The sequence below is a fragment of the Streptomyces sp. QH1-20 genome, from assembly GCF_041283565.1.
Classification (GTDB): domain Bacteria; phylum Actinomycetota; class Actinomycetes; order Streptomycetales; family Streptomycetaceae; genus Streptomyces; species Streptomyces syringius.
Genome location: NZ_CP166299.1, coordinates 4299561 through 4322925, shown reverse-complemented (window position 1 = coordinate 4322925; position 23365 = coordinate 4299561). Strand labels below are relative to the sequence as shown.

Genomic DNA, 23365 nt, shown 5'->3' with positions numbered 1-23365 from the left:
CCCGCGAGACCAGGGACATCCGAGAGGATGCCTTTAACGCAGTAGGCCCCACGGACCGAAGCACGGAAGCCGAGCACCCACGCGACGCCGACCCGTCGATTACGGGCCAGCCGCACCAGGTAACGGGCGAAGATCCCGGCCTGATGGGCAAATCTCGTGCACGCATGGTAACTCGGCCGACGTGCCAGCGGCGGTACCAAAGCTTGACGGTACCGCCGCAACCCTGTCCGCCTGCTGTCGACGTCGGCCGCTCCCCGAGCCCGCCGTGACGGAGACCCGTCAGGCCGCACCGCGTTGGAGCGCCTCGCACACGGCCGTACTCTCCCGCACACCCAGCTCGACAGCACGAGCGCAGTGCGTGATCCAGGCCGCCATGCCCTCCGGGGTCCCGGACGCGTAGCCGTCGAGCGCTCCCAGATAGGCCGCACGCCCCAACTCCGCGTGCCCCACCTCCGACGGGCAGATCGACTTGGGATCCAGTCCGCTGCCGATCAGCACGATCCGCTCGGCGGCCCGCGCGACCAGGCCGTTGCACGAGCCGAACGGGCGCAGGGCGAGCAGTTCGCCGTGCACCACCGCCGCCGTCACCAGCGCGGGTGCCTCACTACCCGCGATCAGCAGTCCGGCCAGCCCTTCGAGCCGGCCTGCCACCTCGTCCGCGCCCGGCAGCGCCAGCTCGATCAGTGGCTCGTCGACCGGCTCGCCCGCCAGCCGCGGGCGCCCCACGGTGTCGTCCGGCCGGGCTCCGCCCGCAGCCACCAGATGCAGTCTGGCCAGCACACGCAGCGGCGACTGCCGCCACACGCTCAGCAGTTGGCCCGACTCGGCGGTCAGCCGTAGCGCGGCGCCCACCGTGCGCGGCTCGCCCTCGACACCGAAGTCGGACCTCCGGCGCACCTCCTCGAGCGCCCAGTCCGCCCCTGACAGGGCGGCCGAGCCCCGGGCGCCACGCAGCGCCGCCTCGGCGGTGACCTCGTTGCTGCGGCGGCGCATCACCCGGTGGCCGTAGACGCGGTCCACCGCCTTGCGCACGGAGTCCACGGAGTCGGCAACGCCAGGAAGCGAGCCCAGGGCGGCGAGCGGATCGGCTGTCGTACTCATGGGTAAGACACTACGCACTTCGGCCTCACACCCCTCGAAGGAGTGGTTTTCTTCACTCACATCTCTCACTTTCCGCGCTTGCGCACCTACGCTTGGTGAACATGAAGATCGCTTTCGTAGGGAAGGGCGGCAGCGGCAAGACCACGCTGTCCTCACTGTTCATCCGCCATCTCGCCGCCGACCGGGCTCCCGTCATCGCGGTGGACGCCGACATCAACCAACATCTGGGCGCGGCGCTCGGTCTGGACGAGGCGGAGACGGCCGCACTCCCCGCGATGGGCGCACACCTGCCGCTGATCAAGGAGTACCTGCGCGGCACGAACCCTCGCATCGCCTCCGCCGAAACCATGATCAAGACGACCCCGCCGGGTGAGGGCTCGCGGCTGCTGCGGATTGACGAGGAGAACCCGATCCTCGAGACCTGCGCCCGCACCGTACGGCTGGACGAAGGCGCCGCCGTCCGGCTGATGGCGACCGGCCCCTTCACCGAGTCGGACCTCGGCGTCGCCTGCTATCACTCCAAGGTCGGCGCGGTCGAGCTGTGCCTCAATCACCTTGTCGACGGGCCCGGCGAGTACGTCGTCGTCGACATGACAGCAGGCAGCGACTCCTTCGCCTCCGGGATGTTCACCCGCTTCGACATGACGTTCCTGGTCGCCGAGCCGACCCGCAAGGGAGTCTCGGTCTACCGCCAGTACAAGGAGTACGCCCGTGACTTCGGCATCTGCCTGAAGGTGGTCGGCAACAAGGTGCAGGGCGCCGACGACCTGGACTTCCTGCGCGAGGAGGTCGGCGAGGACCTGCTCACCACGCTGGCCCACTCCGACTGGGTGCGCGCCATGGAGAAGGGCCGGCCACCGCTCTTCGAGCTCCTCGAGGGGCCCAACCGTGAGGCGCTGCGCACGTTGCGCGCGGCGGCGGACGGCGCGTACGAGCGACGCGACTGGCAGCGCTACACACGCCAGATGGTGCACTTCCACCTGAAGAACGCGGAGAGTTGGGGCAACGCGAAGACGGGCGCGGACCTGGCGGCCCAGGTCGATCCCAGTTTCGTTCTGGACGAGCGGCTGTTGGCCGCTCCGCAGCCCGTCTGAACTCACCGATCAGCCTTCCAGCCGAGGGTAATTGAGGAACTCTTACCGCAGGGAGACCAGAGAGGCCTGGCCGCCGGAATGGCCCTTCCGGCGGCCTTCCGGTGCGACGACACATCCGGCGAGGGGATTTCCCGCCCTTCAAGGAACGGCAGGGGCGGCCCATCCCCGATAGCGGTCCCGCCGCTTCCGCCCTTGACGGGGCGGACCCGCATTCCGGATTTTTCCCGTCCACTTCTCGGCCGACCAGCGACCGGTCCGCCATCGGGCCCACGGGAGGGCGGGACGAAATGGGACCCGTTTTCATCGGTTTTCAGCCTGACCCCAGCAGATTGAGCCACAGATCCGCACACGCCCGGCGCCAACGAATGCGGTTTGCGAACAAGAGCATGTACACGCCATTCACTCGTCGGTAACCCCTTCGCCTCGCCCGAGTGCCGGATGTTCGGTTTTATGCCGACCAAGGGTGAATTCGATCGCGGACAGCAGGCCCGCGCGTCCGCGAGAGGGTGGACGCCGAATCCCTCCCCCTTCGCCTCCAAGCACCCGAGGCCCCCCACCCACCCTCCGGCACCCGGCCGCGCCCAACGCCACTGCCACATGGGTCCGATAGAGGTATGGAACGACAAGCAGATAGACGTACGGATTCACTCGTTGGAAGGAAGTCGCCTTCCGCCAGCCCTGGCGAACTTCCCCATCTCTTTACTCTCCATTACGATTCGTTTACTCAGAGTTGAGAAAAGCCCGCCATCGCAGCCGCTCCCGCCGCTGCACGCCGTGACCACGGCCGCGCCCCATCACCGCTCGGCCGCGCCGCCCCGACGAAGACGGGAACGCCCATGCACGCTCAGCCGACGCAGACGAATCACCCCACGCCCCCGGCCCAGTCGGGCGGCCAGGACCTGCCGGTCCGGCGCCCGCGCAGTTGGCGCCAGGACCTCTCCGCCTCCGTGGTCATCTTTCTGATCGCGATCCCGCTCTCACTCGGCATCGCGCTCGCGACGGGCGCGCCGCTCCAGGCGGGGCTGGTCGCGGCAGCGGTCGGCGGGATCGTCGCCGGTCTGCTGGGTGGGGCCCCGCTCCAGGTCAGCGGCGCCGCCACCGGCCTGGTGGTCGTCACTGCCGAGCTCGTGCAGCGCTACGGCTGGCGGGCGACGTGCGCGATCACCGCGCTCGCCGGGCTGGCTCAACTCGCCCTCGGCGCCGCCCGCGTGGCCCGTAGCGCGCTGGCCGTCAGCCCGGCCATCGTGCACGGCATGCTCGCCGGCATCGGCGTCACGATCGCGCTCGGCCAACTTCCCGTCGTGCTGGGCGACCACCCCAACATCTCCGCGCTGGAGAACCTCGCGGCGCTGCCCTCGCGGCTGGCGGACCCGCACCCGGCCGCGCTGCTGGTCGGCGGGATCACGGTGGCCGTGGTGGCGTGCTGGCCGAAGCTGCCCGGCCGGGCCGGACGGTGGGCCCGTACGCTTCCGGCACCGCTCGCGGCCGTGGCAGCCGCCACCGCGGCCGCCGTCAGCATGGATCTGCCCCGGGTCAACCTTCCCCAGTGGGAATTGCGCGTCCTGCCCGCCCTGCCCGACGGTCCTGTGCTCGGCGTGTTCGCGGCCGTCCTCACCGTCACGCTCGTGGCCAGCATGGAGTCGCTGCTGTCCGCCGTCGCGGTGGACCGCCTGCGCGCCGCGCGGTCGGACGGAGAGCACCCTCCCGCCTCACTGGATCGCGAACTCGCGGGCCAGGGCGCGGCGAACGTGGTGTCCGGGCTGCTCGGCGGGCTGCCGATCGCGGGCGGCGCGATCCGCGGCACGGCCAACGTCGAGGCGGGCGCCGCCACACGGAAGGCCACGGTCCTGCACGGCGTGTGGGTGCTGGTATGTGCGGCGCTGCTCAGCACCGTGCTCGAGCTGATCCCACTGGCCGCGCTGGCCGCGCTGGTGATGGCGGTCGGCGTACGGATGGTGAGCTTCGCGCACATCAAGCACGTACAGCGGCACCGCGAGTTCCCCATGTACGCGGCCACGCTCGGGTCCGTGGTGCTCCTGGGAGTGCTGCAAGGAGTCGCCGTCGGCATCGCGATCGCGGCCTTCCTCTCCCTGCGGCGTCTCGCCCATACCCGTATCACCGTGGACGCGGACAGGGACTGCCATCGGGTCCGCGTCAATGGCCAGTTGACGTTCCTCGCGGTCCCCCGGCTGTCCCGGGCACTCGCCCAGGTGCCCGCCGAGGCCAATGCGGTGGTCGAGCTGGGCGGCTCCTTCATGGACCACGCGGCGTACGACGCGCTGCAGACCTGGTCCAACTCCCATCGGGCGGGTGGCGGCTGGGTCACTCTGCGAGGCCGTCACGGCCGGCCCATCGCGGAGCCCGCCAGCACGCACGTGTGCCGCCCCTGGACCCCCTGGCACAACCACCGCTGCACCCGCACCACCGCAGCCGCGAAGCCCGGCGTCAAGCACAGCGGAGATCAGCAACTCCTCGGCGGGGTGAGCGCGTTCCAGCGCAATACGGCACCCCTCGTACGGGACGAGCTGGCGCGGCTGGCCCGTGAGGGTCAGACCCCCAGCCAGCTCTTTCTGACCTGCGCCGACTCCCGGCTGGTGACCAGCATGATCACCTCGAGCGGCCCGGGCGATCTCTTCACCGTGCGCAACGTCGGCAATCTGATGCCGCCTCCCGGCAGCGACGGCACATGCGACTCGGTCGGGGCCGCGGTGGAGTACGCGGTCGAGGTGCTGAAGGTCGGCACCATTACCGTGTGCGGGCACTCGGGGTGCGGCGCGATGCAGGCCCTCCTCGACACCTCCGCCCCCGAGCCCGGCGCACCGACCCCGCTCGGGCGCTGGCTCCGGCACGGCCGGCCGAGCGTGGCCCGGATGCAGCGCATCGGACGGCTCGGCCGCGGGGAAGTCGCACTCGCCGACCGGCCCGTGTCCGACGACGTCGAACGGCTCGCCCTCGTCAACGTCCTCCAGCAGCTCGACCATCTGAGGGCCCACGCCTGCGTGGCCCGGCGGGTGGCCGAGGGTGCGCTGCGCCTGCAGGGCATGTACTTCCATGTGGCCGAAGCGCAGGCGTATGTACTGGACGAGCGGTCACGCACCTTCACCGCGGTCCGCCCGGAGGTGCTGGACGCCGTGTGACGCGCCGCTGCCGGGCGACGCGGAAGCACGGCCTCGCGCGTGTCCCCGCGCCCCGCCCACCCGTCTGACCTCGTGGAACCCCAACAAAGGACAGGTCTAAACCAATTTTTGTCCACACCCCTTGTCAGGGTGTGCCCCGGGCTGATGAGCTATGGCCGGGACGCAACGGGCACCCTGGGAAAGGGAGATGTCGTGAGCAACGAAAGCCTGGCCAACCTCTTGAAGGAGGAGCGCCGCTTCGCACCGCCTGCCGACCTGGCCGCGAAGGCCAATGTCTCGGCGGAGGCGTACGAGGAGGCGAAGGCTGATCGGCTGGGCTTCTGGGCCGCGCAGGCCCGCCGCCTGAGCTGGGAGACCGAGCCGACCGAGACGCTGGACTGGTCGAACCCGCCGTTCGCCAAGTGGTTCGCGGACGGCAAGCTCAACGTGGCGTACAACTGCGTCGACCGCCACGTGGAGAACGGCCTCGGTGACCGCGTGGCCATCCACTTCGAGGGCGAGCCGGGCGACACCCGTTCGATCACCTACGCAGAGCTGCAGCGTGAGGTCTCCAAGGCCGCCAATGCCCTGACCGAGCTCGGTGTCCAGGCCGGGGACCGGGTCGCCATCTACCTCCCGATGATCCCCGAAGCGGTCGTCTCGATGCTGGCCTGCGCCCGGATCGGCGCCCCGCACTCTCTCGTCTTCGGCGGTTTCTCGGCGGACGCCCTCGCGACTCGCATCCAGGACGCGGACGCCCGCGTCGTCATCACCGCCGACGGTGGCTACCGGCGCGGCAAGGCCTCCGCCCTCAAGCCCGCCGTCGACGAGGCTTTGACCCGCCCCGGCACGGAGGACGTCCGCAGCGTCCTCGTCGTCCGCCGCACCGGCCAGGACGACATCGCCTGGACCGAGGGCCGCGACGTCTGGTGGCACGATCTGGTCGAGCGCCAGTCCGACCGCCACACGCCCCAGGCGTTCGACGCCGAGCACCCGCTGTTCATCCTCTATACCTCGGGCACCACCGGTAAGCCGAAGGGCATCCTGCACACCACCGGTGGCTATCTCACCCAGGCTTCGTACACCCACCACGCCGTCTTCGACCTCAAGCCGGAGACGGACGTCTTCTGGTGCACGGCCGACGTCGGCTGGGTGACCGGCCACTCCTACATCGTCTACGGACCGCTGAGCAACGGCGCGACCGAGGTCCTCTACGAGGGCACCCCGGACAGCCCGCACCAGGGGCGCTGGTGGGAGATCGTCCAGAAGTACGGCGTGACGATCCTCTACACCGCTCCCACCGCGATCCGCGCCGCGATGAAGTGGGGCGACGACATCCCGGCCAAGTTCGACCTGAGCAGCCTGCGGATCCTCGGCTCGGTCGGCGAGCCCATCAACCCCGAGGCCTGGGTCTGGTACCGCAAGCACATCGGTGCCGACAGGACGCCCGTGGTCGACACCTGGTGGCAGACCGAGACCGGCGCCATGATGATCAGCCCGCTGCCGGGGGTCACCGAGACCAAGCCCGGCTCGGCGCAGGTGCCCCTGCCCGGCATCGCGGCGACCGTCGTGGACGACGACGCCAATGAGGTGCCCGACGGGGCCGGCGGCTATCTCGTCCTCACCGAGCCGTGGCCGTCGATGCTCCGCACCATCTGGGGCGACGACCAGCGCTACATCGACACGTACTGGTCGCGCTTCGAGCACAAGTACTTCGCGGGTGACGGCGCCAAGAAGGACGACGACGGCGACATCTGGCTGCTCGGCCGGGTGGACGACGTGATGCTGGTCTCGGGCCACAACATCTCCACCACGGAGGTCGAGTCCGCGCTCGTCTCGCACCCCAAGGTCGCCGAAGCCGCCGTCGTCGGCGCGAACGACCCGCAGACCACCCAGGCCATCTGCGCCTTCGTCATCCTGCGGGGCAACGCCGACGCCGAGGAAGCGGGTCTGGTCGAGGAGCTGCGGGCGCATGTCGCCAAGCAGCTCGGCCCGATCGCCAAGCCGAAGCGGATCCTGCCGGTCGCCGAGCTGCCCAAGACCCGCTCGGGCAAGATCATGCGGCGTCTGCTGCGGGACGTCGCCGAGAACCGCACGCTCGGCGATGTGACCACGCTGACCGACTCCTCGGTCATGAGCCTGATCCAGTCCCAGCTTCCCGCCGCGAGCAGCGAGGACTGACCCGGTCGAGCCACGCGACCGCGGCCCGGAGCAGGGCGCGCGGAAGCAGGCAAACCGATGAAGGGCACCCGGTGACCGGGTGCCCTTCACTCTTTCCGGTTAAGGTAAGTACTCATCGCGTAAAAATTGCGACAAGAATCAAAGGCGCGCCGGGAAGTCTGGTCGGCACACAGCACACGTGTATCCAGTCGCCCCAGGAGGTCCACCGTCGTGGCCGCGCCCAAGAACCGCCGTTCCGTCTTCCTCGGACGGCTGCCGCTGCCCGAGCGCAACTACCTGGCGGAAGCCCTCCGCACCGAAACCGTCGGCGGCGTGCTGCTGCTCGTCGCGGCCGTGGCCGCGCTGCTCTGGGCGAACACCCCGCTGCGCGACAGCTACGAGACCATCCGCGGCTTCCACCTCGGCCCCGGCTCCCTCGGCCTCGATCTCTCGGTGCAGCACTGGGCCGCCGACGGTCTGCTGGCCGTCTTCTTCTTCGTCGCGGGCATAGAACTCAAGCGCGAGCTGGTCGCCGGTGAGCTGCGCGACCCGAAGGCGGCCGCCCTTCCCGTCATCGCCGCGATCTGCGGCATGGCCGCCCCCGCGCTCGTCTACTTCACCGTCGCGAAGACCGGTGGCGGTGCTCTGGACGGCTGGGCCGTGCCCACCGCCACGGACATCGCCTTCGCCCTCGCCGTACTGGCGGTGATCGGCACGGCCCTGCCCTCGGCGCTGCGCGCGTTCCTGCTGACCCTCGCCGTCGTCGACGACCTCTTCGCGATCCTGATCATCGCGGTCTTCTTCACCTCGCAGCTCGATTTCGCCGCTCTCGGCTTCGCTGTGCTGGGCCTGGCCGTCTTCTGGCTGCTGCTGCGCAAGGGTGTGCGCGGTTGGTACATCTACGTGCCGCTGGCGATCGTCAACTGGGCGCTGATGTACAACAGCGGCGTGCACGCGACCATCGCGGGCGTTGCCATGGGCCTGATGCTGCGCTGCACGCGTCACGAGGGCGAGCGGTACTCCCCCGGCGAGCACATCGAGCACCTGGTCCGCCCCCTGTCCGCCGGGCTGGCCGTACCGCTGTTCGCGCTGTTCTCAGCGGGCGTCGCCCTCTCCGGCGGCGCGCTGTCGGACGTCTTCCGCAAGCCCGAGACGCTCGGCGTCGTCCTCGGCCTGGTCGTCGGCAAGGCGATAGGCGTGTTCGGCGGCACATGGCTGGCGGCACGTTTCACGAAGGCCGAGCTGAACCCCGACCTCGAATGGCCGGACGTACTGGCCGTCGCCTCACTGGCCGGTATCGGCTTCACCGTGTCCCTGCTGATCGGCGAGCTGGCCTTCGCCGGCGACCAACTTCTGACCGATGAGGTGAAGGCAGCCGTACTCATCGGTTCGCTGATAGCCGCCGTCATCGCGGGCACACTGCTCAAGCTGCGCGACAACAAGTACAAGAAGCTGTGCGCGGATGAGGAGCGGGACGAGGACCAGGACGGAATACCGGACATTTACGAACACGGCAACCCGGATTACCACCTCCGGATGGCCGCCATCCACGAAGCGAAGGCCGCAGAACACCGCAGGCTGGCCGAAGTCGCCTCCGGGCACACCACCGGCGACGATGGTCCGGCATGATCTAAGGGTCTTTACATCCGCTGAAGACGCGCCCAAGACCCGCAGATGACGAAGCTGATGAAGATGAGGGAGCAGCCGATGAGCGCAGCCGACGACGGTGCCAACCGCAGCCTCGGCCAGCTGGTGGCGACGGCCACCACCGAGCTGTCCGCGCTGGTGCACGACGAGATCGCACTGGCCAAGGCCGAGCTGCGGCAGGACGTCAAGCGCGTCGGCATCGGCGGCGGCGCGATCGCCGCGGCCGGCACCCTGGCGCTCTTCTCGCTGCCGGTGCTGAGCTTCGCGGCCGCATACGGGATCCACAACCTGGGCCTCGGGCTCGCCTGGTCCTTCCTGATCGTCGGCGGGGCGTTCCTGGTGATCGCGGCGGTTCTCGGGCTGCTGGCGGTGGCCAAGTTCAAGAAGGTCAGCAAGCCGGAGAAGAGCATCGCCTCGGCCAAGGAGACGGCGGCCGTGCTGGGCACGGTCAAGCCGCACCCGCGTCCGCTGGTCGGCACGAGCCAGGCGGACGCATCTGTGACACGCTCGTCCGTATGACGGTGCCCGATACTTCCGCAGCGCCCGCGTCCCCCGAACCCGACTCACCGGTCATCCCGCCCGCGCCCACCGGCTCCGCGTCCTCGCCCTCGGCGGTCGTACGCCCCGACGGGCCGTGGACCCACCGGGAGGTCGCGGCCAACGGTGCGCGGTTCCATATCGCCGAGATGGGCGAGGGGCCGCTGGTGCTGTTGTTGCACGGCTTTCCGCAGTTCTGGTGGACGTGGCGGCATCAGCTGCCGGCGCTCGCGGACGCGGGGTTCCGGGCGGTGGCGATGGATCTGCGCGGCGTGGGGGGCAGCGACCGGACACCCCGGGGCTACGACCCGGCGAATCTCGCTCTCGACATCACCGGTGTGATCCGCTCCCTCGGCGAGCCGGATGCCGCGCTGGTCGGCCATGATCTGGGCGGCTATCTGGCGTGGACAGCGGCCGTGATGCGGCCGAAGCTGGTCCGGCGGCTCGTGGTGTCCTCGATGCCGCACCCGCGCCGCTGGCGCTCGTCGATGCTCGCCGACCTCAAGCAGAGCGCGGCGGGCTCGTACATCTGGGGCTTCCAGCGCCCCTGGCTGCCGGAGCGCCAGCTCGTCGCGGACGACGCCGCGCTGGTGGGCCGGCTGATCCGCGAGTGGTCGGGGCCCCGGCTGCCGGACGACGACGCGGTCGACACCTACCGGCGGGCCATGTCGATCCCCTCGACGGCCCACTGTTCGATCGAGCCGTACCGATGGATGGTGCGGTCGATGGCACGTCCGGACGGCATCCAGTTCAACCGCCGCATGAAGCGGCCGGTGCGGGTGCCGACGCTGCACCTGCACGGGTCCCTCGATCCGGTGATGCGCACCCGCAGCGCGGCGGGCTCCGGGGAGTACGTGGAGGCACCGTACCGCTGGCGGCTGTTCGACGGACTCGGACACTTCCCGCATGAAGAGGATCCGGTGGCGTACTCGACCGAGCTGATCAACTGGCTCAAGGACCCGGAGCCGGACCGCTAGCCGACACGGCAGGGGCTGCCCCCGAGGGGAGCGACAGCGCCGCCCCCTGAGCCGCCCCGTCGGCCTCTCTCGCCCCCGGCTCACCCTCGAACACACGGGAACAGCTGTCCGTCGAATGGCCAATTGCCTCCCGCATAGGCCAATTGACGGACCCCCAGGCGATTACGGACCTTTGGGGCCGGGCACAGACCTCGGTATGGGCTGGACGCACGACTACCGTGATGTGACGCAGCAGCGCGGCGCCGAGGGCGATGCCGCGCTGGCCGTGACGGAGGCATCCGAGAGCGCGATGCGGGGTGAGCACGGGCCGGAGGCCTGTCACGACCCCCACATCGGCATTCCGCGCATCATCCGCCGCCGCGCCCGATGGGTGTCGGCGCGGCTGCGCCATCCACGCGGCCGCTGACCACCCCCGGACCGCTCCGGACCGGCAACCACCGCCTCAGAGCGCGCAGCCCTGGCTGTCCGCCCTGCCCGTGGCCGTGCTGCCGACGACGGCGTCCTCACGCACCTCGTCCGCCGTCAGGGCATAGCCGGTGTCCGCGTCGTCCAGGGACTTCGCGAAGACCACGCCGTAGACCTTGCCGTCCGGGGTGAGCAGCGGGCCGCCGGAGTTGCCCTGGCGGACCGTGGTGAAGAGGGAGTACACATCACGCCGGACATTGCCGCGGTGGTAGATGTCCGGTCCGTTGGCCTGGACGCGGCTGCGGACGCGGGCGGCGCGCACGTCGTACGAGCCGTTCTCGGGGAAGCCCGCGACGATGGCGCTCTTGCCGCTCTCCGCGTCGTCCCGGGCGAAGCGCAGCACCGGCGCGTCGAGTGACGGCACGTCCAGGACGGCGATGTCCCGCTTCCAGTCGTAGAGGACGACGGTCGCGTCATAGCGCCGGCCCTGGCCGCCGACCTGCACGGTCGGCTCGTCGACGCCGCCGACGACGTGGGCGTTGGTCATCACCCGGTGCGGTGCGAAGACGAAACCGGTGCCCTCGAGGACCTTGCCGCAGCTGGGCGCGGTGCCCACGACCTTGACGATGCTGCGCTGGGCAGCCGTGGCGACGGGGCTGCCGGCGAGCCTGGGGTCGGGTGCGGGCACGGAGGTGATGGGCTCGTTGGAGAAGGGCGCGAAGACCTGCGGGAAGCCGTTCTGGGAGAGGGCCGTGCTGAAGTCCGCGAACCAGGTGTTGGCCTGGGCCGGAACCACCCGGGCCACGCCGAGCAGCACCTTGGAATTGCGGACCTCCTTGCCGAGGGTGGGCAGGGAGGTACCGGCGAGGGCGGAGCCGATCAGCCAGGCCACGAGCAGCATCGCGGCGACATTGACGAGCGCGCCGCCCGCCGCGTCCAGGGCGCGCGCCGGCGACCAGGTGATGTGCCGGCGGAGCCTACTGCCGAGGTGGGTGGTGGCGGCCTGCCCCACCGAGGCACAGACGATGACGATCGCGACGGCCGCGATGGCCGCCAGCGTGCCCGGTGTGGCCTCGTCGGTGGCGCTGTCCCAGATCACCGGGAGGATGTAGACGGCGACCAGGCCACCGCCGAGGAAGCCGATCACCGACAGCACGCCGACGACGAAGCCCTGGCGGTAGCCGACGACCGCGAACCACACGGCGGCGAGCAGCAGCACGATGTCCAGCACGTTCACCGAAAAATGCCTCGCATTGAAGGGGCCGGCGCGGTCGTCGGCCTCGGGTCGGGTGGCTCGCAGGCCACCGTCTCACGCGGATCAGCCCTGCCAGTCCAAGGAGACCTGGCGCTCGCGGTCCCACGGGCGCTCCCAGCCCGCGAAGTGCAGGATCCGGTCGATCACCCCGGCGGTGAAGCCCCAGACCATCGCGCCGCCGACGCGGAAGGCCGGACCCCGGTGACCGCTCGGGTGGACGGCCATCGCCCGGTTCCCCGGGTCGGTGAGCTCGGTGACCGGGACCGTGAACACTCTGGCCGTCTCCGCCTGGTCGACCGCGCCGACCGGGCTGGGCTCGCGCCACCAGCCGAGCACCGGCGTCACGACGAAACCACTCACAGGGATGTAGAGCTGCGGCAGGACACCGAAGATCTGCACGCCGGACGCGTCGAGGCCGGTCTCCTCCTCGGCCTCGCGCAGCGCGGCCCGCAGCAGCCCGTCACCGGCCGGATCGCCGTCCTGTGGATCGAGCGCGCCACCGGGGAACGACGGCTGGCCCGCGTGCGAGCGCAGCGTCCCGGCCCGCTCCAGGAGCAGCAGCTCGGGGCCCTGCTCACCCTCGCCGAAGAGCACCAGCACGGCGGACTGCCGACCGCCCGTCTCCGGCGGGAGGAAGCGGCTCAGCTGGTGCGGCTCGATCGTTCTCGCAGCCTGGGCCACGGGCGCGAGCCACTCGGGCAGCCCCTCGGAGGTGATGGCGGTCCCACCGCCGTACGTGCTCGTCATGCGTGTCCCCTCGGCGTGTGTGCGGTCACTGGCGGGCGTGCGGTCACTCGGCTCCCAGCGGACGGGCCGGCAGGCCCGGGTAGTCGGGCGGGGGCTTGAGCCGCTGACCGGGCTGGCCGCCCTTCTCGTACTTGAGCAGCTTCCGCGCCTTCTCGGGATCCGTCTCGCCCTCGCCGTAGGACGGACACAGCGGCGCGATCGGGCAGGCGCCGCAGGCGGGCTTGCGGGAGTGGCAGATACGCCGGCCGTGGAAGATCACGCGGTGCGAGAGCATCGTCCAGTCGCTCTTCGGGAAGAGCGAGCAGATTTCCTCCTCGACCTTCTCCGGGTCCTGCTGGTCCGTCCACTTCCAGCGCCGGACGAGTCGCCCGAAGTGCGTGTCGACGGTGATGCCGGGCACACCGAAGGCGTTCCCCAGGACCACATGGGCGGTCTTCCGCCCCACGCCGGGCAGGGACACCAGGTCTTCTATGCGCCCCGGCACCTCGTCGTCGAAGCGCTCGTGCAGCGCGGCGGAGATGCCGAGCAGGGATCTGGCCTTGGCGCGGAAGAAGCCCGTCGGCCGGATGAGCTGCTCCAGCGTCTCGGGGTCGGCCGCCGCCATGTCCTCCGGCGTGGGATAGGCCGCGAAGAGGGCGGGGGTGGTCTGGTTGACCCGCAGGTCCGTGGTCTGGGCGGACAGCACGGTGGCGACGAGCAGCTGGAAGGGGTTCTCGAAGTCCAGCTCGGGGTGGGCGTACGGATAGACCTCGGCGAGCTCGCGATTGATACGACGCGCCCGGCGGACGAGCGCGGTCCGGGACTCCGTCTTCGCCGGTTTGGCGGCAGCGGCCTTCACTGATCTCCTGGAGGTGGGCCCGGAGCCGGATCCTCTGACGGAACCGGTCGGTCCGGAGGCGGAGCCCGGGGCGGGAACGGCGACGGATCCGTCGGCCTCGCCGATCTTCGCGGCCGCTTCGCCACCCGGCGGTTTGGGGCCCGTCGCGGCATTCGTCTTCTTCGCGGACACACGTTCGCCCACAGCGGAATCGCGGGCCGGGATCACCCTCCCGGTTCCCCTGCCCTGTGCTCTCACCGGCGTATTGGACACCCGGCCAGACTAGAGCCCAGCACTGACATCCGCCCCGGCCGCAGGAAAACCGCAGCCCAATCGGACCCCTGCCGTAGGGCTTCGGTCGACGATGCGCCACACTTGTGTTTGATCACACAGTTTTACCGACGGGCATCATGGGGACCACGGTCCTCTGTGCATGTCGACAAGGAGAGAACTCGTGGACGACGTTCTGCGGCGCGCCCCGCTTTTCGCGGCGCTCGATGACGAGCAGGCCGCTGAGCTGCGCGCCTCCATGGGCGAGGTCACCCTCGCGAGGGGCGACGCCCTGTTCCACGAAGGGGACCCCGGTGACCGGCTCTACGTGGTGACCGAGGGCAAGGTGAAGCTGCACCGCACCTCCCCCGACGGCCGCGAGAACATGCTGGCCGTCCTGGGCCCGGGCGAGCTGATCGGCGAGCTGTCGCTCTTCGACCCCGGCCCGCGCACCGCCACCGCCACCGCCCTCACCGAGGTCAAGCTCCTCGGCCTCGGCCACGGCGACCTCCAGCCCTGGCTCAACGCCCGGCCGGAGGTGGCCACCGCCCTGCTGCGCGCGGTCGCCCGCCGACTGCGCCGCACCAACGACTCGATGTCGGACCTGGTCTTCTCCGACGTCCCCGGCCGTGTCGCGAAGGCGCTCCTCGACCTGTCCCGCCGTTTCGGCGTCCAGTCCGAAGAGGGCATCCACGTCGTGCACGACCTCACCCAGGAGGAGCTGGCCCAGCTGGTCGGCGCTTCCCGGGAGACCGTCAACAAGGCGCTCGCGGACTTCGCGGGCCGTGGCTGGCTCCGCCTGGAGGCCCGCGCGGTGATCCTCCTGGACGTGGAGCGGCTCGCCAAGCGCTCCCGCTGACCCCGGGGCGTACGTACGCTCGTACGCACACACGTAAAAGCCCCTGCCGCCCGCTCAGGCGCGTGGCAGGGGCTTTCGCGTACCCAGGGACCCTCGGGCGCCTGCCGGCCCCTCAGATCAACCTGTGCGCCGCCGGAGTGCTGCCCTGTGGTTCACCGGCAGGGCCCGACAGCGCGTTCGACTCCGGCTCGGTCAGATCAGCCCGTGCTCGCCGAGATAGTCCAGCTGCGCCCGCACCGAGAGTTCCGCCGCGGGCCACAGCGAGGGGTCGACGTCCGCGTAGACATGGGCGACGACCTCCGCCGGGGTGCCGTGACCGTTCTCGACCGCGGTCTCGACCTGGGCGAGCCGCTTGGCGCGGTGGGCCAGGTAGTACTCGATGGCGCCCCGGGCGTCGTCGAGCACGGGCCCGTGACCGGGAAGCACCGTGACCACGTCCTCGTCGACCGCGAGCGAGCGCAGCCGGCGCAGCGAGTCCAGGTAGTCGCCGAGCCGCCCGTCGGGGTGGGCGACGACCGTGGTGCCGCGCCCCAGGACCGTGTCACCGGTGAGAACCGCCCGGTCGGCGGGCAGGTGGAAGCACAGGGAGTCGGCGGTGTGCCCCGGGGTGGACAGGACGTGCAGCTCCAGGCCGCCCGTGGTGATGACGTCACCCACGCCGAGCCCCTCGCCACCGAGCCGCAGCGCGGGGTCCAGCGCCCGTACCGACGTACCCGTCAGCTCGGCGAAACGCCCGGCGCCGTCCGAGTGGTCGGGGTGGCCGTGGCTGAGCAGCGTCAGCGCGACGCGCTTGCCCGCCGACTCGGCCGTGGCGATGACGGCCCGCAGATGGGTGTCGTCCAGCGGCCCCGGGTCGATGACGACGGCCAGGTCGGAGTCGGGTTCGGAGACGATCCAGGTATTGGTGCCGTCGAGCGTCATGGCGGAGGGGTTGGAAGCCAGCACGCAGACCGCGCGGGCGGTCGCGGGGCCGCCGATGGCGCCCTCGCGCGGCTTGCCGGGAAGAGCTGCTGCGAACGTCATGCGTCGGCCCCTGAAGAGATGTGTTTGGTGAATTCGCCGTGTCCCGGCCAGCTCAGCACGATCTCGCCCGCGACGAGGCGGGCTTGCGCGAGCACGGGTGTGAGGTCCGCCTCGCGCGCGGCCGCCAGGACCTCGGCGACGGTCCCGTACGGCAGGAGCGCGCGCAGCGTGGAGATGGTCGGCGGCATCATCAGCAGCTCGCCCCGGTCGTAGCCGGCGGCCGCCTCGGCGGGCGCGGCCCAGACCGTATGGTCCGCCTCCGTGGACGCGTTGCGGGTGCGCTGGCCCTCGGGGAGCGCCGCGACGAAGAACCAGGTGTCATAGCGGCGCGGTTCGAATTCCGGGGTGATCCAGCGCGCCCAGCCCCCGAGGAGATCGCTGCGCAGCACCAGGCCGCGCCGGTCGAGGAAGTCCGCGAAGGACAGCTCGCGGGTGACGAGCGCCGCCCGGTCGGCCTCCCAGTCGGCGCCGGTGGTGTCCGCGACGACCGACTCCGGCGTCGGGCCCGCCAGCAGCACGCCCGCCTCCTCGAAGGTCTCGCGGACGGCGGCGCAGACGATGGCCTGGGCGGAGGCGGCGTCGACACCGAGGCGGCGGGCCCACTCGGTGCGCGAGGGGCCGGCCCAGGGCACGTCCCGCTCGTCGCGGGGGTCCACGGAGCCCCCCGGATACGCGTACGCGCCTCCGGCGAAAGCCATGGAGGCGCGTCTGCGCAGCATATGAACGGTGGGGCCGCCGGTGGTGTCACGCACCAGCAGTACGGTCGCGGCGCGGCGGGGCGCGGCGGGCCGGAGCTCCCCACGGGTGAGCGCTCTGATCCGGTCCGGCCACTCCGGCGGGTACCACTGGCCGTTCGAAGTCGACATGGCCGGATGCTATGCGCTCACGCGCGGATGTTCGAGGGGACCGCTCGGGCCCCCTCCCGCGGTCAGTCCCGTACTTCCACCAGGATCTCGACCTCGACCGGCGCGTCCAGCGGCAGCACCGTGACGCCCACGGCGGAGCGCGCGTGCACGCCCTTGTCGCCCAGGACCTCGCCCAGCAGCTCGCTGGCGCCATTGAGGACGGCCGGCTGTGCGGTGAAGTCCGGGGCGGAGGCGATGAAGCCCACGACCTTGACCACGCGCACGATCTTGTCGAGGTCGCCGACGACCGACTTCACGGCGGCGAGGGCATTGAGCGCGCAGACGGCCGCCAGCTCCTTGGCCTGCTCCGCGCTGACCTCGGCACCGACCTTGCCGGTCGCGGGCACGGAGCCCTTGACCATGGGCAGCTGTCCGGCGGTGTAGACGTAATTACCGGTCCGCACGGCGGGCTGGTACGCGGCGAGCGGCGGCACGACATCCGGCAGGGTCAGGCCCAGCTCGGCGAGCCGCTTCTCGACGGCGCTCACGCCTTTTCCCGCTTGAGGTAGGCCACCAGCTGCTCGGGGTTGTTCGGCCCCGGCACGACCTGGACGAGCTCCCAGCCGTCCTCGCCCCAGGTGTCCAGAATCTGCTTGGTCGCATGGACGAGCAGCGGCACAGTCGCGTATTCCCACTTGGTCATGGGCCCGACTGTAATGCCTCCCACCGACAGCCTCGTGCGTAGCCCGCTCCGGGACTGGTTAGGCTCCGAATCATGAGCAGGCTCCATGTCGTAAGCGGCAAGGGCGGCACCGGCAAGACCACGGTCGCCGCCGCCCTCGCGCTCGCCCTCGCCGCCGAGGGCAAGCGCACCCTGCTGGTCGAGGTCGAGGGCAGACAGGGCATCGCGCAGCTCTTCGAGACGGAGGCGCTGCCCTATGAGGAACGCAAGATCGCGGTCGCGCCGGGTGGCGGAGGCGAGGTCTTCGCGCTCGCCATCGACGCCGAGCGCGCGCTCCTGGACTACCTCCAGATGTTCTACAAGCTCGGCAGCGCCGGACGGGCGCTGAAGAAGCTCGGCGCCATCGACTTCGCGACAACCATCGCGCCCGGACTGCGGGACGTCCTGCTGACGGGCAAGGCGTGCGAGGCGGTGCGCCGCAAGGACCGTCTGGGCAACTTCGTCTACGACCACGTCGTCATGGACGCCCCGCCCACCGGTCGCATCACCCGCTTCCTCAACGTCAACGACGAGGTGGCGGGGCTGGCCCGGATCGGCCCGATCCACCATCAGGCGCAGGCCGTCATGCGGGTGCTCAAGTCGCCCGAGACGGCGGTGCACCTGGTGACGCTGCTGGAGGAGATGCCCGTCCAGGAGACCGTCGACGGCATCGCCGAACTGCGCGGCGCGAAGCTGCCGGTGGGCAGCGTGGTCATCAACATGGTGCGGCCGGAAATACTCGACGCGGCGGCCGTCGACGTCGCCGCCAACGGTCGCCGGGCGGCCGTGGCGCGAGCCCTGTCGGACGCCTTGGCCCAGACCGGATTCGCCGGGGCGGACCGCGCCGGCCTCGTCGAGCAGCTGGTCGACCCTCTGGTCGAGCAGGCCCGCGAGCACACCGAGCGGGTCGCCCTGGAGCGTCGCGGCCGTGCCGAGATATCCGGGCTCGGCCTCCCCACGTACGAACTGGAACTGCTCGGCGACGGCGTGCACCTGGCGGGTCTGTACCGCATGGCGCGCGAACTGCGAAAGCAAGGAGTGGCTCGGTGAGTGTCACCGCAGGGGACGCGGTCACGGCGGGCGCCGGCGGCGCCTGGGCGAACGGCCTCGACGCCGCGTCCGTCCTCGACATCGACCCGGTCCTGGACAACCCCCGGACCCGCATCGTGGTGTGCTGCGGTTCGGGCGGCGTCGGCAAGACCACGACCGCCGCCGCGCTGGGCGTCCGGGCTGCCGAGCGCGGCCGGAAGGTCGTCGTCCTCACCATCGATCCGGCCCGTCGGCTGGCTCAGTCGATGGGTATCGACGAACTCGACAACGTGCCCCGCCCGGTAACCGGAATTGATACCTCCGCCGGTGGCGAACTACACGCCATGATGCTCGACATGAAGCGGACGTTCGACGAGATCGTCGAGACGCACGCCGACAAGGAGCGCGCCCGGGCGATCCTGGAGAACCCCTTCTACCAGTCCCTGTCGGCCGGTTTCGCCGGTACGCAGGAGTACATGGCCATGGAGAAACTCGGCCAATTGCGCGCCCGCGACGAGTGGGACCTGATCGTCGTCGACACCCCGCCGAGCCGCTCCGCGCTCGACTTTCTCGACGCGCCGAGTCGCCTGGGTTCCTTCCTGGACGGGAAGTTCATCAAGGTCCTGATGACACCGGCGAAGATCGGCGGCCGGGCCGGGATGAAGTTCCTGGGCGTCGGCATGTCGATGATGAGCGGGCCGCTCAACAAGCTGATGGGGGCACAGCTCCTGCGGGACGTACAGACCTTCGTCTCCGCCATGGACACCATGTTCGGCGGCTTCCGTACCCGGGCCGACGCCACCTACCGGCTGCTCCAGGCCCCGGGTACGGCCTTCCTGGTCGTCGCCGCCCCGGAGCGGGACGCCCTGCGGGAAGCGGCCTACTTCGTCGAACGGCTGGCCGCCGAACGGATGCCGCTGGCCGGGCTCGTACTGAACCGGGTGCACGGCAGCGGGGCGGCACGTCTCTCGGCCGAGCGGGCCCTGGCCGCGGCGCAGGCCCTGGCCGACGGCTCGGGAGTCCCGCGCACCCCGGATTCCTCAGAAAATCTTGATGGCGTCGGCATTGTGGATCGAGACAGCGGGCAGACTGGCTCACGTACCACCGATGACCCCGGCACCCGCACTCCCTCCGACACGTCCTCTCCCAGGAGCGGCTCCCCCCAGCCCGCGCCCTCAGGAGACCCCGCACCATCCGCGCCGTCCACGGACTCCACCGCGCGCCTCACCGCAGGACTGCTGCGTCTGCACGCCGAACGCATGCAGGTCCTCGCCCGTGAGCGTCGTACGCGCGACCGCTTCACTTCGCTGCACCCCGAGGTCCCTGTGGCCGAGGTGGCCGCCCTGCCCGGAGATGTACACGATCTGGCAGGCCTGCGGGCGATCGGTGAACGTCTCGCGGTCCAGTCGGCCCGGCACGACACCGCCCCCGCGGAGCCCACCGCGGACGGCAAGGGTGCCGAGAGCCCGTAGGAGACAAGCCCGTAGGAGACGGCAAAGGGCGCTCAGGGCGCCGCGAGAAGCACGCAACGGTAGGCACGGACGCGCCCCGGTACCGAGTCGGCACGGCACCGGCATCGTCGGCTCCGGCAGCGTCGGCATCGGACGACTGCTCGGGTGCCACCACGCGCGACGTCACCGCTCGACGTCAGCCCGACGTCACCGCTCGACATCGCTGAAGGACGTCGGCGTGCGCGCAACCGCGACCGACGCCGGTACCAACAGGGGTACGGGCACCGGCACGGGCGCCGTCGGCTACCCGCCGTCCACCACCCGTCGGCTACCCGACGGCGGCGTACTCGTCGTACTCCTCGTCGCCCAGCGGCAGGATCCCGGAACCGCGCTCGTACTCCGTACGGGCCGTCTCCAAGAGCCTGCGCCACGACGTGACCGTGGGCCGACGGCGCAGCAGCGCCCGCCGCTCGCGCTCGGTCATCCCGCCCCACACGCCGAACTCCACACGGTTGTCCAGCGCGTCGGCCAGACACTCCGTACGCACCGGGCACCCGGTGCAGACCGCCTTGGCCCTGTTCTGCGCTGCGCCCTGAACGAATAGTTCATCCGGATCGGTAGTGCGGCAGGCTGCCTGCGCACTCCAGTCGGTTACCCAGCTCATGCTGGCGCCGTCCTCTCCCGAATCGAGGCTCCCCCACGGCGGCAGCGGCATATTCACCGTTGCCAGTTGAGGACGTTACGGAAGGCAGACAGGGGGCAACACCCCCTTCGGGCCCAATCTTGAATGGCCCGAACGGACTATGCGTACGCGGCAGATCACCCAACGGAGTGACCTGGCGACATCAGCGACCAACCACCGCATACCGGGACGGTCCGCCCTTGTAGCGGCGGGCACCCGGTAACACAGGCGGCAATACGGACACGTCTCATCACTCACAAGAGTGAGAGCGGCGGTGATGCGGAACCGCACCACAGTTACTGGCGTGAAACAGCGTAGGCGAACACACGGGCGTCTGTCCGCCGAATGAGAACGTAGGCTTCCTCCTATGGCTAAGAAGCGCTCGGGCGAGGGTCCCACCGTGACCCGGCAGGCCGCGAAATTCCTAGGCGTCAGCGTGCTCTCCGGAGCGGTCCTGGCGGGTCTGGCCCTGCCGGCGATCGGGGCGATGGGGCTGGCGGCCAAGGAGTCCGTCGAAGGATTCGACGAGATCCCGGCCAATCTCAAAACCCCGCCCCTGAGCCAGCGCACCACCATCCTCGACGCCCAGGGCGGCGAGATAGCAAAGGTGTACTCCCGCGACCGCACGGTCGTGCCGCTGAGTCAGATCTCGCCGTACATGCGGAAGGCGATCGTCGCGATCGAGGACGCCCGCTTCTACGAGCACGGTGCCGTGGACCTCAAGGGCGTGCTCCGCGCGCTCAACAAGAACGCGCAGTCCGGCGGCGTCTCCGAGGGTGCCTCGACGCTCACCCAGCAGTACGTCAAGAACGTGTTCGTCGAGGAGGCGGGCGACGACCCGGCGAAGGTCGCCGTCGCCACTCAGCAGACCATCGGCCGCAAGGTCAAGGAGCTGAAGTACGCCATCCAGGTCGAGAAGGAACTCGGCAAGGAGCGCATCCTCAACAACTATCTGAACATCACCTTCTTCGGGCAGCAGTCCTACGGCGTGGAGGCCGCCGCCCAGCGCTACTTCAGCAAGCGGGCCAAGGACCTCACCCTCGACGAGTCCGCGCTGCTGGCCGGCATCGTCCAGTCACCGAGCCGCTTCGACCCGGTCAACGCCCCGAAGGAAGCCACCAAGCGCCGCAACATCGTGCTGCAGCGCATGGCCGAGACGAAGAACATCACCCCGGCCGAGGCCGCCGCCGCCCAGGCCAAGCCGCTCAAGCTCAAGGTCAGCCGCCCCAAGAGCGGCTGCATCACCGCCGTCAACGGCGCCGGCTTCTTCTGCGACTACGTGCGCGAGGTGTTCCTCCAGGACCCCGTCTTCGGCAAGACGAAGGAGGCGCGGGCCAAGCGGTGGAACCAGGGCGGCATGACGATCCGGACGACCCTGGACCCGCAGACCCAGAAGTCCGTACAGAAGTCGATCACCGATCACGTCTACCAGTCGGACCCGGTGGCCACCGCCGTCTCCATCGTCGAGCCCGGCACCGGCAAGGTGCTCGGCATGGGGCAGTCCCGCCCGTACGGCTTCGGCGAGTTCCAGACGCAGATCAACCTCTCGGCCGACAAGGCCATGAGCGGGTCGAACTTCGGTTTCCAGACCGGCTCGACCTTCAAGCCGATCCTCGCGGCGGCCGCCCTGGAAGAGGGCATCTCGCCCAACAAGGTGTACTCCTCGCCGTACCAGATGCCCTACCCGGACGAGGTCGAGACTTGCGGCCGCCCCTGGAAGAACGGCGGGGGCGACATGGTCAGCAACGAGAACCGCAGTGAGGTCGGCCCGTACGGGATGCGGGAGGCGACCGGGAAGTCGGTCAACACCTACTTCATCCAGATGATCGGCGACATCGGCGTCTGCCCGGTGACGAAGATGGCGACGAAGCTGGGCCTGAAGCCCGCGTCCGGCGCGAAGATCGACCAGGTGCCGTCGATCGCCCTCGGTACGCAGGGCATGTCGCCGCTGAAGATGGCGGCGGCCTACGCCGCGTTCGCCAACGGCGGCAAGTACTGCACCCCCGTCCTCATCGGCTCCGCCACCGGTCCGAACGGCAAGAGCCTGAACGTGCCGAAGTCGCACTGCTCCCGGGCCATGTCCGAGGAGACCGCCGACACCGTCAACACCCTGCTCAAGGGCGTGGTCGAGGACGGTACGGGCAAGGAGGCCGGGCTCAGCGGCCGGGACAGCGCCGGCAAGACCGGTACGACGGACGAGCGCAAGGCCGCCTGGTTCGTCGGCTACACCCCGAACATGGCCGGGGCGGTCTGGGTCGGCGGCTCGGGCAAGGACGTCGAGATGGAGGGCATCACCATCGGCGGCCAGTACCACGACAAGGTCTACGGCGGTGACACCCCGGGCCCCATCTGGCGTGACGCCATGGCCGGGGCGCTGGAGGGCAAGCCCGCGCCGACCTTCGACACCGTCGCGATCGCCGAACCCGAGAAGCCCAAGGGCTCGGACAAGGGCGGCCGGGGCAAGCCCAACAAGCCGAACAAGCCCGGCAAGAACAAGCCGTGGCCCCGGTTCTCCATCCCGCCGGGCGTCATCGGCGGCAACGACGGGCGATAGCCCACGGGAACCCCGAGGAAATCCCCACAGGGCCCTCGGACCACAGCAACGCGGAGGGGCGCCCGGAACCTATAC

20 protein-coding genes are annotated in these 23365 nt (G+C 70.3%); 11 read left to right on the top strand and 9 right to left on the bottom strand.

The genetic code is table 11. The annotated features are described in order from the left end of the window. Positions 1-279 precede the first annotated feature (279 nt). A complete protein-coding gene (locus AB8O64_RS19520; protein WP_130878371.1) occupies positions 280-1101 on the bottom strand; it encodes an oxidoreductase in 822 nt (273 codons plus the stop codon). Positions 1102-1202: 101 nt separating this feature from the next. Here AB8O64_RS19520 and AB8O64_RS19515 point away from each other — a divergent pair, with 101 nt between their 5' ends. From AB8O64_RS19515 to AB8O64_RS19485, 7 genes are all read left to right on the top strand, one after another. Then, positions 1203-2195, top strand: coding sequence for an ATP-binding protein (locus AB8O64_RS19515; protein WP_370420273.1), 993 nt, complete (start codon positions 1203-1205; stop codon positions 2193-2195). 836 nt (positions 2196-3031) lie between these two features. After that, positions 3032-5332, top strand: coding sequence for a SulP family inorganic anion transporter (locus AB8O64_RS19510; protein WP_370420272.1), 2301 nt, complete (start codon positions 3032-3034; stop codon positions 5330-5332). Positions 5333-5524: 192 nt separating this feature from the next. Further along, positions 5525-7492 carry an acetate--CoA ligase gene (gene acs, locus AB8O64_RS19505; protein WP_370420270.1) on the top strand — a complete coding sequence of 656 codons (1968 nt, stop codon included), beginning with the start codon at positions 5525-5527 and terminating at the stop codon, positions 7490-7492. A 210-nt stretch (positions 7493-7702) separates the two neighbouring features. Then, positions 7703-9100, top strand: a complete 1398-nt coding sequence (gene nhaA, locus AB8O64_RS19500) for a Na+/H+ antiporter NhaA (protein ID WP_370420268.1) — start codon at positions 7703-7705, stop codon at positions 9098-9100. Between the two features lie 78 nt (positions 9101-9178). Next, on the top strand, positions 9179-9637 hold the full coding sequence (locus AB8O64_RS19495; RefSeq protein ID WP_370420267.1) for a phage holin family protein: 459 nt from the start codon (positions 9179-9181) through the stop codon (positions 9635-9637). Continuing rightward, entirely contained in the window at positions 9634-10632 is a 999-nt protein-coding gene (locus tag AB8O64_RS19490; RefSeq protein ID WP_370420266.1) for an alpha/beta fold hydrolase, read from the top strand. Before AB8O64_RS19495 ends, AB8O64_RS19490 begins: the two co-directional genes overlap by 4 nt. Positions 10633-10828: 196 nt before the next feature. Further along, positions 10829-11038 (top strand): hypothetical protein, encoded by a 210-nt coding sequence (locus tag AB8O64_RS19485; RefSeq protein ID WP_365205446.1) that lies wholly within the window; start codon positions 10829-10831, stop codon positions 11036-11038. Positions 11039-11074: 36 nt separating this feature from the next. Here AB8O64_RS19485 and AB8O64_RS19480 read toward each other — a convergent pair whose 3' ends face one another. The 3 genes from AB8O64_RS19480 to nth form a co-directional block, all read right to left on the bottom strand. Next, positions 11075-12274: a MarP family serine protease gene (locus AB8O64_RS19480; RefSeq protein WP_370420263.1), complete on the bottom strand. Its 1200-nt coding sequence runs from the start codon at positions 12272-12274 to the stop codon at positions 11075-11077. An 81-nt stretch (positions 12275-12355) separates the two neighbouring features. Further along, a complete protein-coding gene (locus tag AB8O64_RS19475; protein WP_130878380.1) occupies positions 12356-13039 on the bottom strand; it encodes a CoA pyrophosphatase in 684 nt (227 codons plus the stop codon). A gap of 43 nt (positions 13040-13082) precedes the next feature. Then, positions 13083-14060 carry an endonuclease III gene (gene nth, locus AB8O64_RS19470; RefSeq protein WP_370420261.1) on the bottom strand — a complete coding sequence of 326 codons (978 nt, stop codon included), beginning with the start codon at positions 14058-14060 and terminating at the stop codon, positions 13083-13085. A 250-nt stretch (positions 14061-14310) separates the two neighbouring features. On the opposite strand from nth, the gene AB8O64_RS19465 reads away from it, so the two are divergent. Continuing rightward, a complete protein-coding gene (locus AB8O64_RS19465) occupies positions 14311-14985 on the top strand; it encodes a Crp/Fnr family transcriptional regulator (RefSeq protein ID WP_004939715.1) in 675 nt (224 codons plus the stop codon). A gap of 192 nt (positions 14986-15177) precedes the next feature. Here AB8O64_RS19465 and AB8O64_RS19460 read toward each other — a convergent pair whose 3' ends face one another. The 4 genes from AB8O64_RS19460 to AB8O64_RS19445 form a co-directional block, all read right to left on the bottom strand. Beyond that, positions 15178-16008 carry an MBL fold metallo-hydrolase gene (locus tag AB8O64_RS19460; protein WP_356451388.1) on the bottom strand — a complete coding sequence of 277 codons (831 nt, stop codon included), beginning with the start codon at positions 16006-16008 and terminating at the stop codon, positions 15178-15180. Beyond that, on the bottom strand, positions 16005-16874 hold the full coding sequence (locus AB8O64_RS19455) for an NUDIX hydrolase (protein WP_370420260.1): 870 nt from the start codon (positions 16872-16874) through the stop codon (positions 16005-16007). The genes AB8O64_RS19460 and AB8O64_RS19455 overlap by 4 nt, the downstream gene beginning before the upstream one ends. A gap of 62 nt (positions 16875-16936) precedes the next feature. After that, a complete protein-coding gene (locus AB8O64_RS19450; RefSeq protein WP_370420259.1) occupies positions 16937-17401 on the bottom strand; it encodes a RidA family protein in 465 nt (154 codons plus the stop codon). Further along, positions 17398-17556, bottom strand: coding sequence for a DUF4177 domain-containing protein (locus AB8O64_RS19445; RefSeq protein ID WP_003967454.1), 159 nt, complete (start codon positions 17554-17556; stop codon positions 17398-17400). The genes AB8O64_RS19450 and AB8O64_RS19445 overlap by 4 nt, the downstream gene beginning before the upstream one ends. Before the next feature lie 72 nt (positions 17557-17628). Between AB8O64_RS19445 and AB8O64_RS19440 the strand changes: the two genes are divergently transcribed. Then, positions 17629-18624, top strand: coding sequence for an ArsA family ATPase (locus tag AB8O64_RS19440; protein WP_370420256.1), 996 nt, complete (start codon positions 17629-17631; stop codon positions 18622-18624). Beyond that, positions 18621-20075 carry an ArsA family ATPase gene (locus tag AB8O64_RS19435; RefSeq protein WP_370420255.1) on the top strand — a complete coding sequence of 485 codons (1455 nt, stop codon included), beginning with the start codon at positions 18621-18623 and terminating at the stop codon, positions 20073-20075. Before AB8O64_RS19440 ends, AB8O64_RS19435 begins: the two co-directional genes overlap by 4 nt. Before the next feature lie 307 nt (positions 20076-20382). On the opposite strand, the gene AB8O64_RS19430 is transcribed toward AB8O64_RS19435, so the two are convergent. Beyond that, on the bottom strand, positions 20383-20718 hold the full coding sequence (locus tag AB8O64_RS19430; RefSeq protein ID WP_184739076.1) for a WhiB family transcriptional regulator: 336 nt from the start codon (positions 20716-20718) through the stop codon (positions 20383-20385). Between the two features lie 385 nt (positions 20719-21103). Between AB8O64_RS19430 and AB8O64_RS19425 the strand changes: the two genes are divergently transcribed. Then, complete coding sequence (locus AB8O64_RS19425) at positions 21104-23290, top strand: transglycosylase domain-containing protein (RefSeq protein WP_356451380.1); 2187 nt, start codon at positions 21104-21106, stop codon at positions 23288-23290. The last annotated feature ends 75 nt before the right edge of the window (positions 23291-23365 follow it).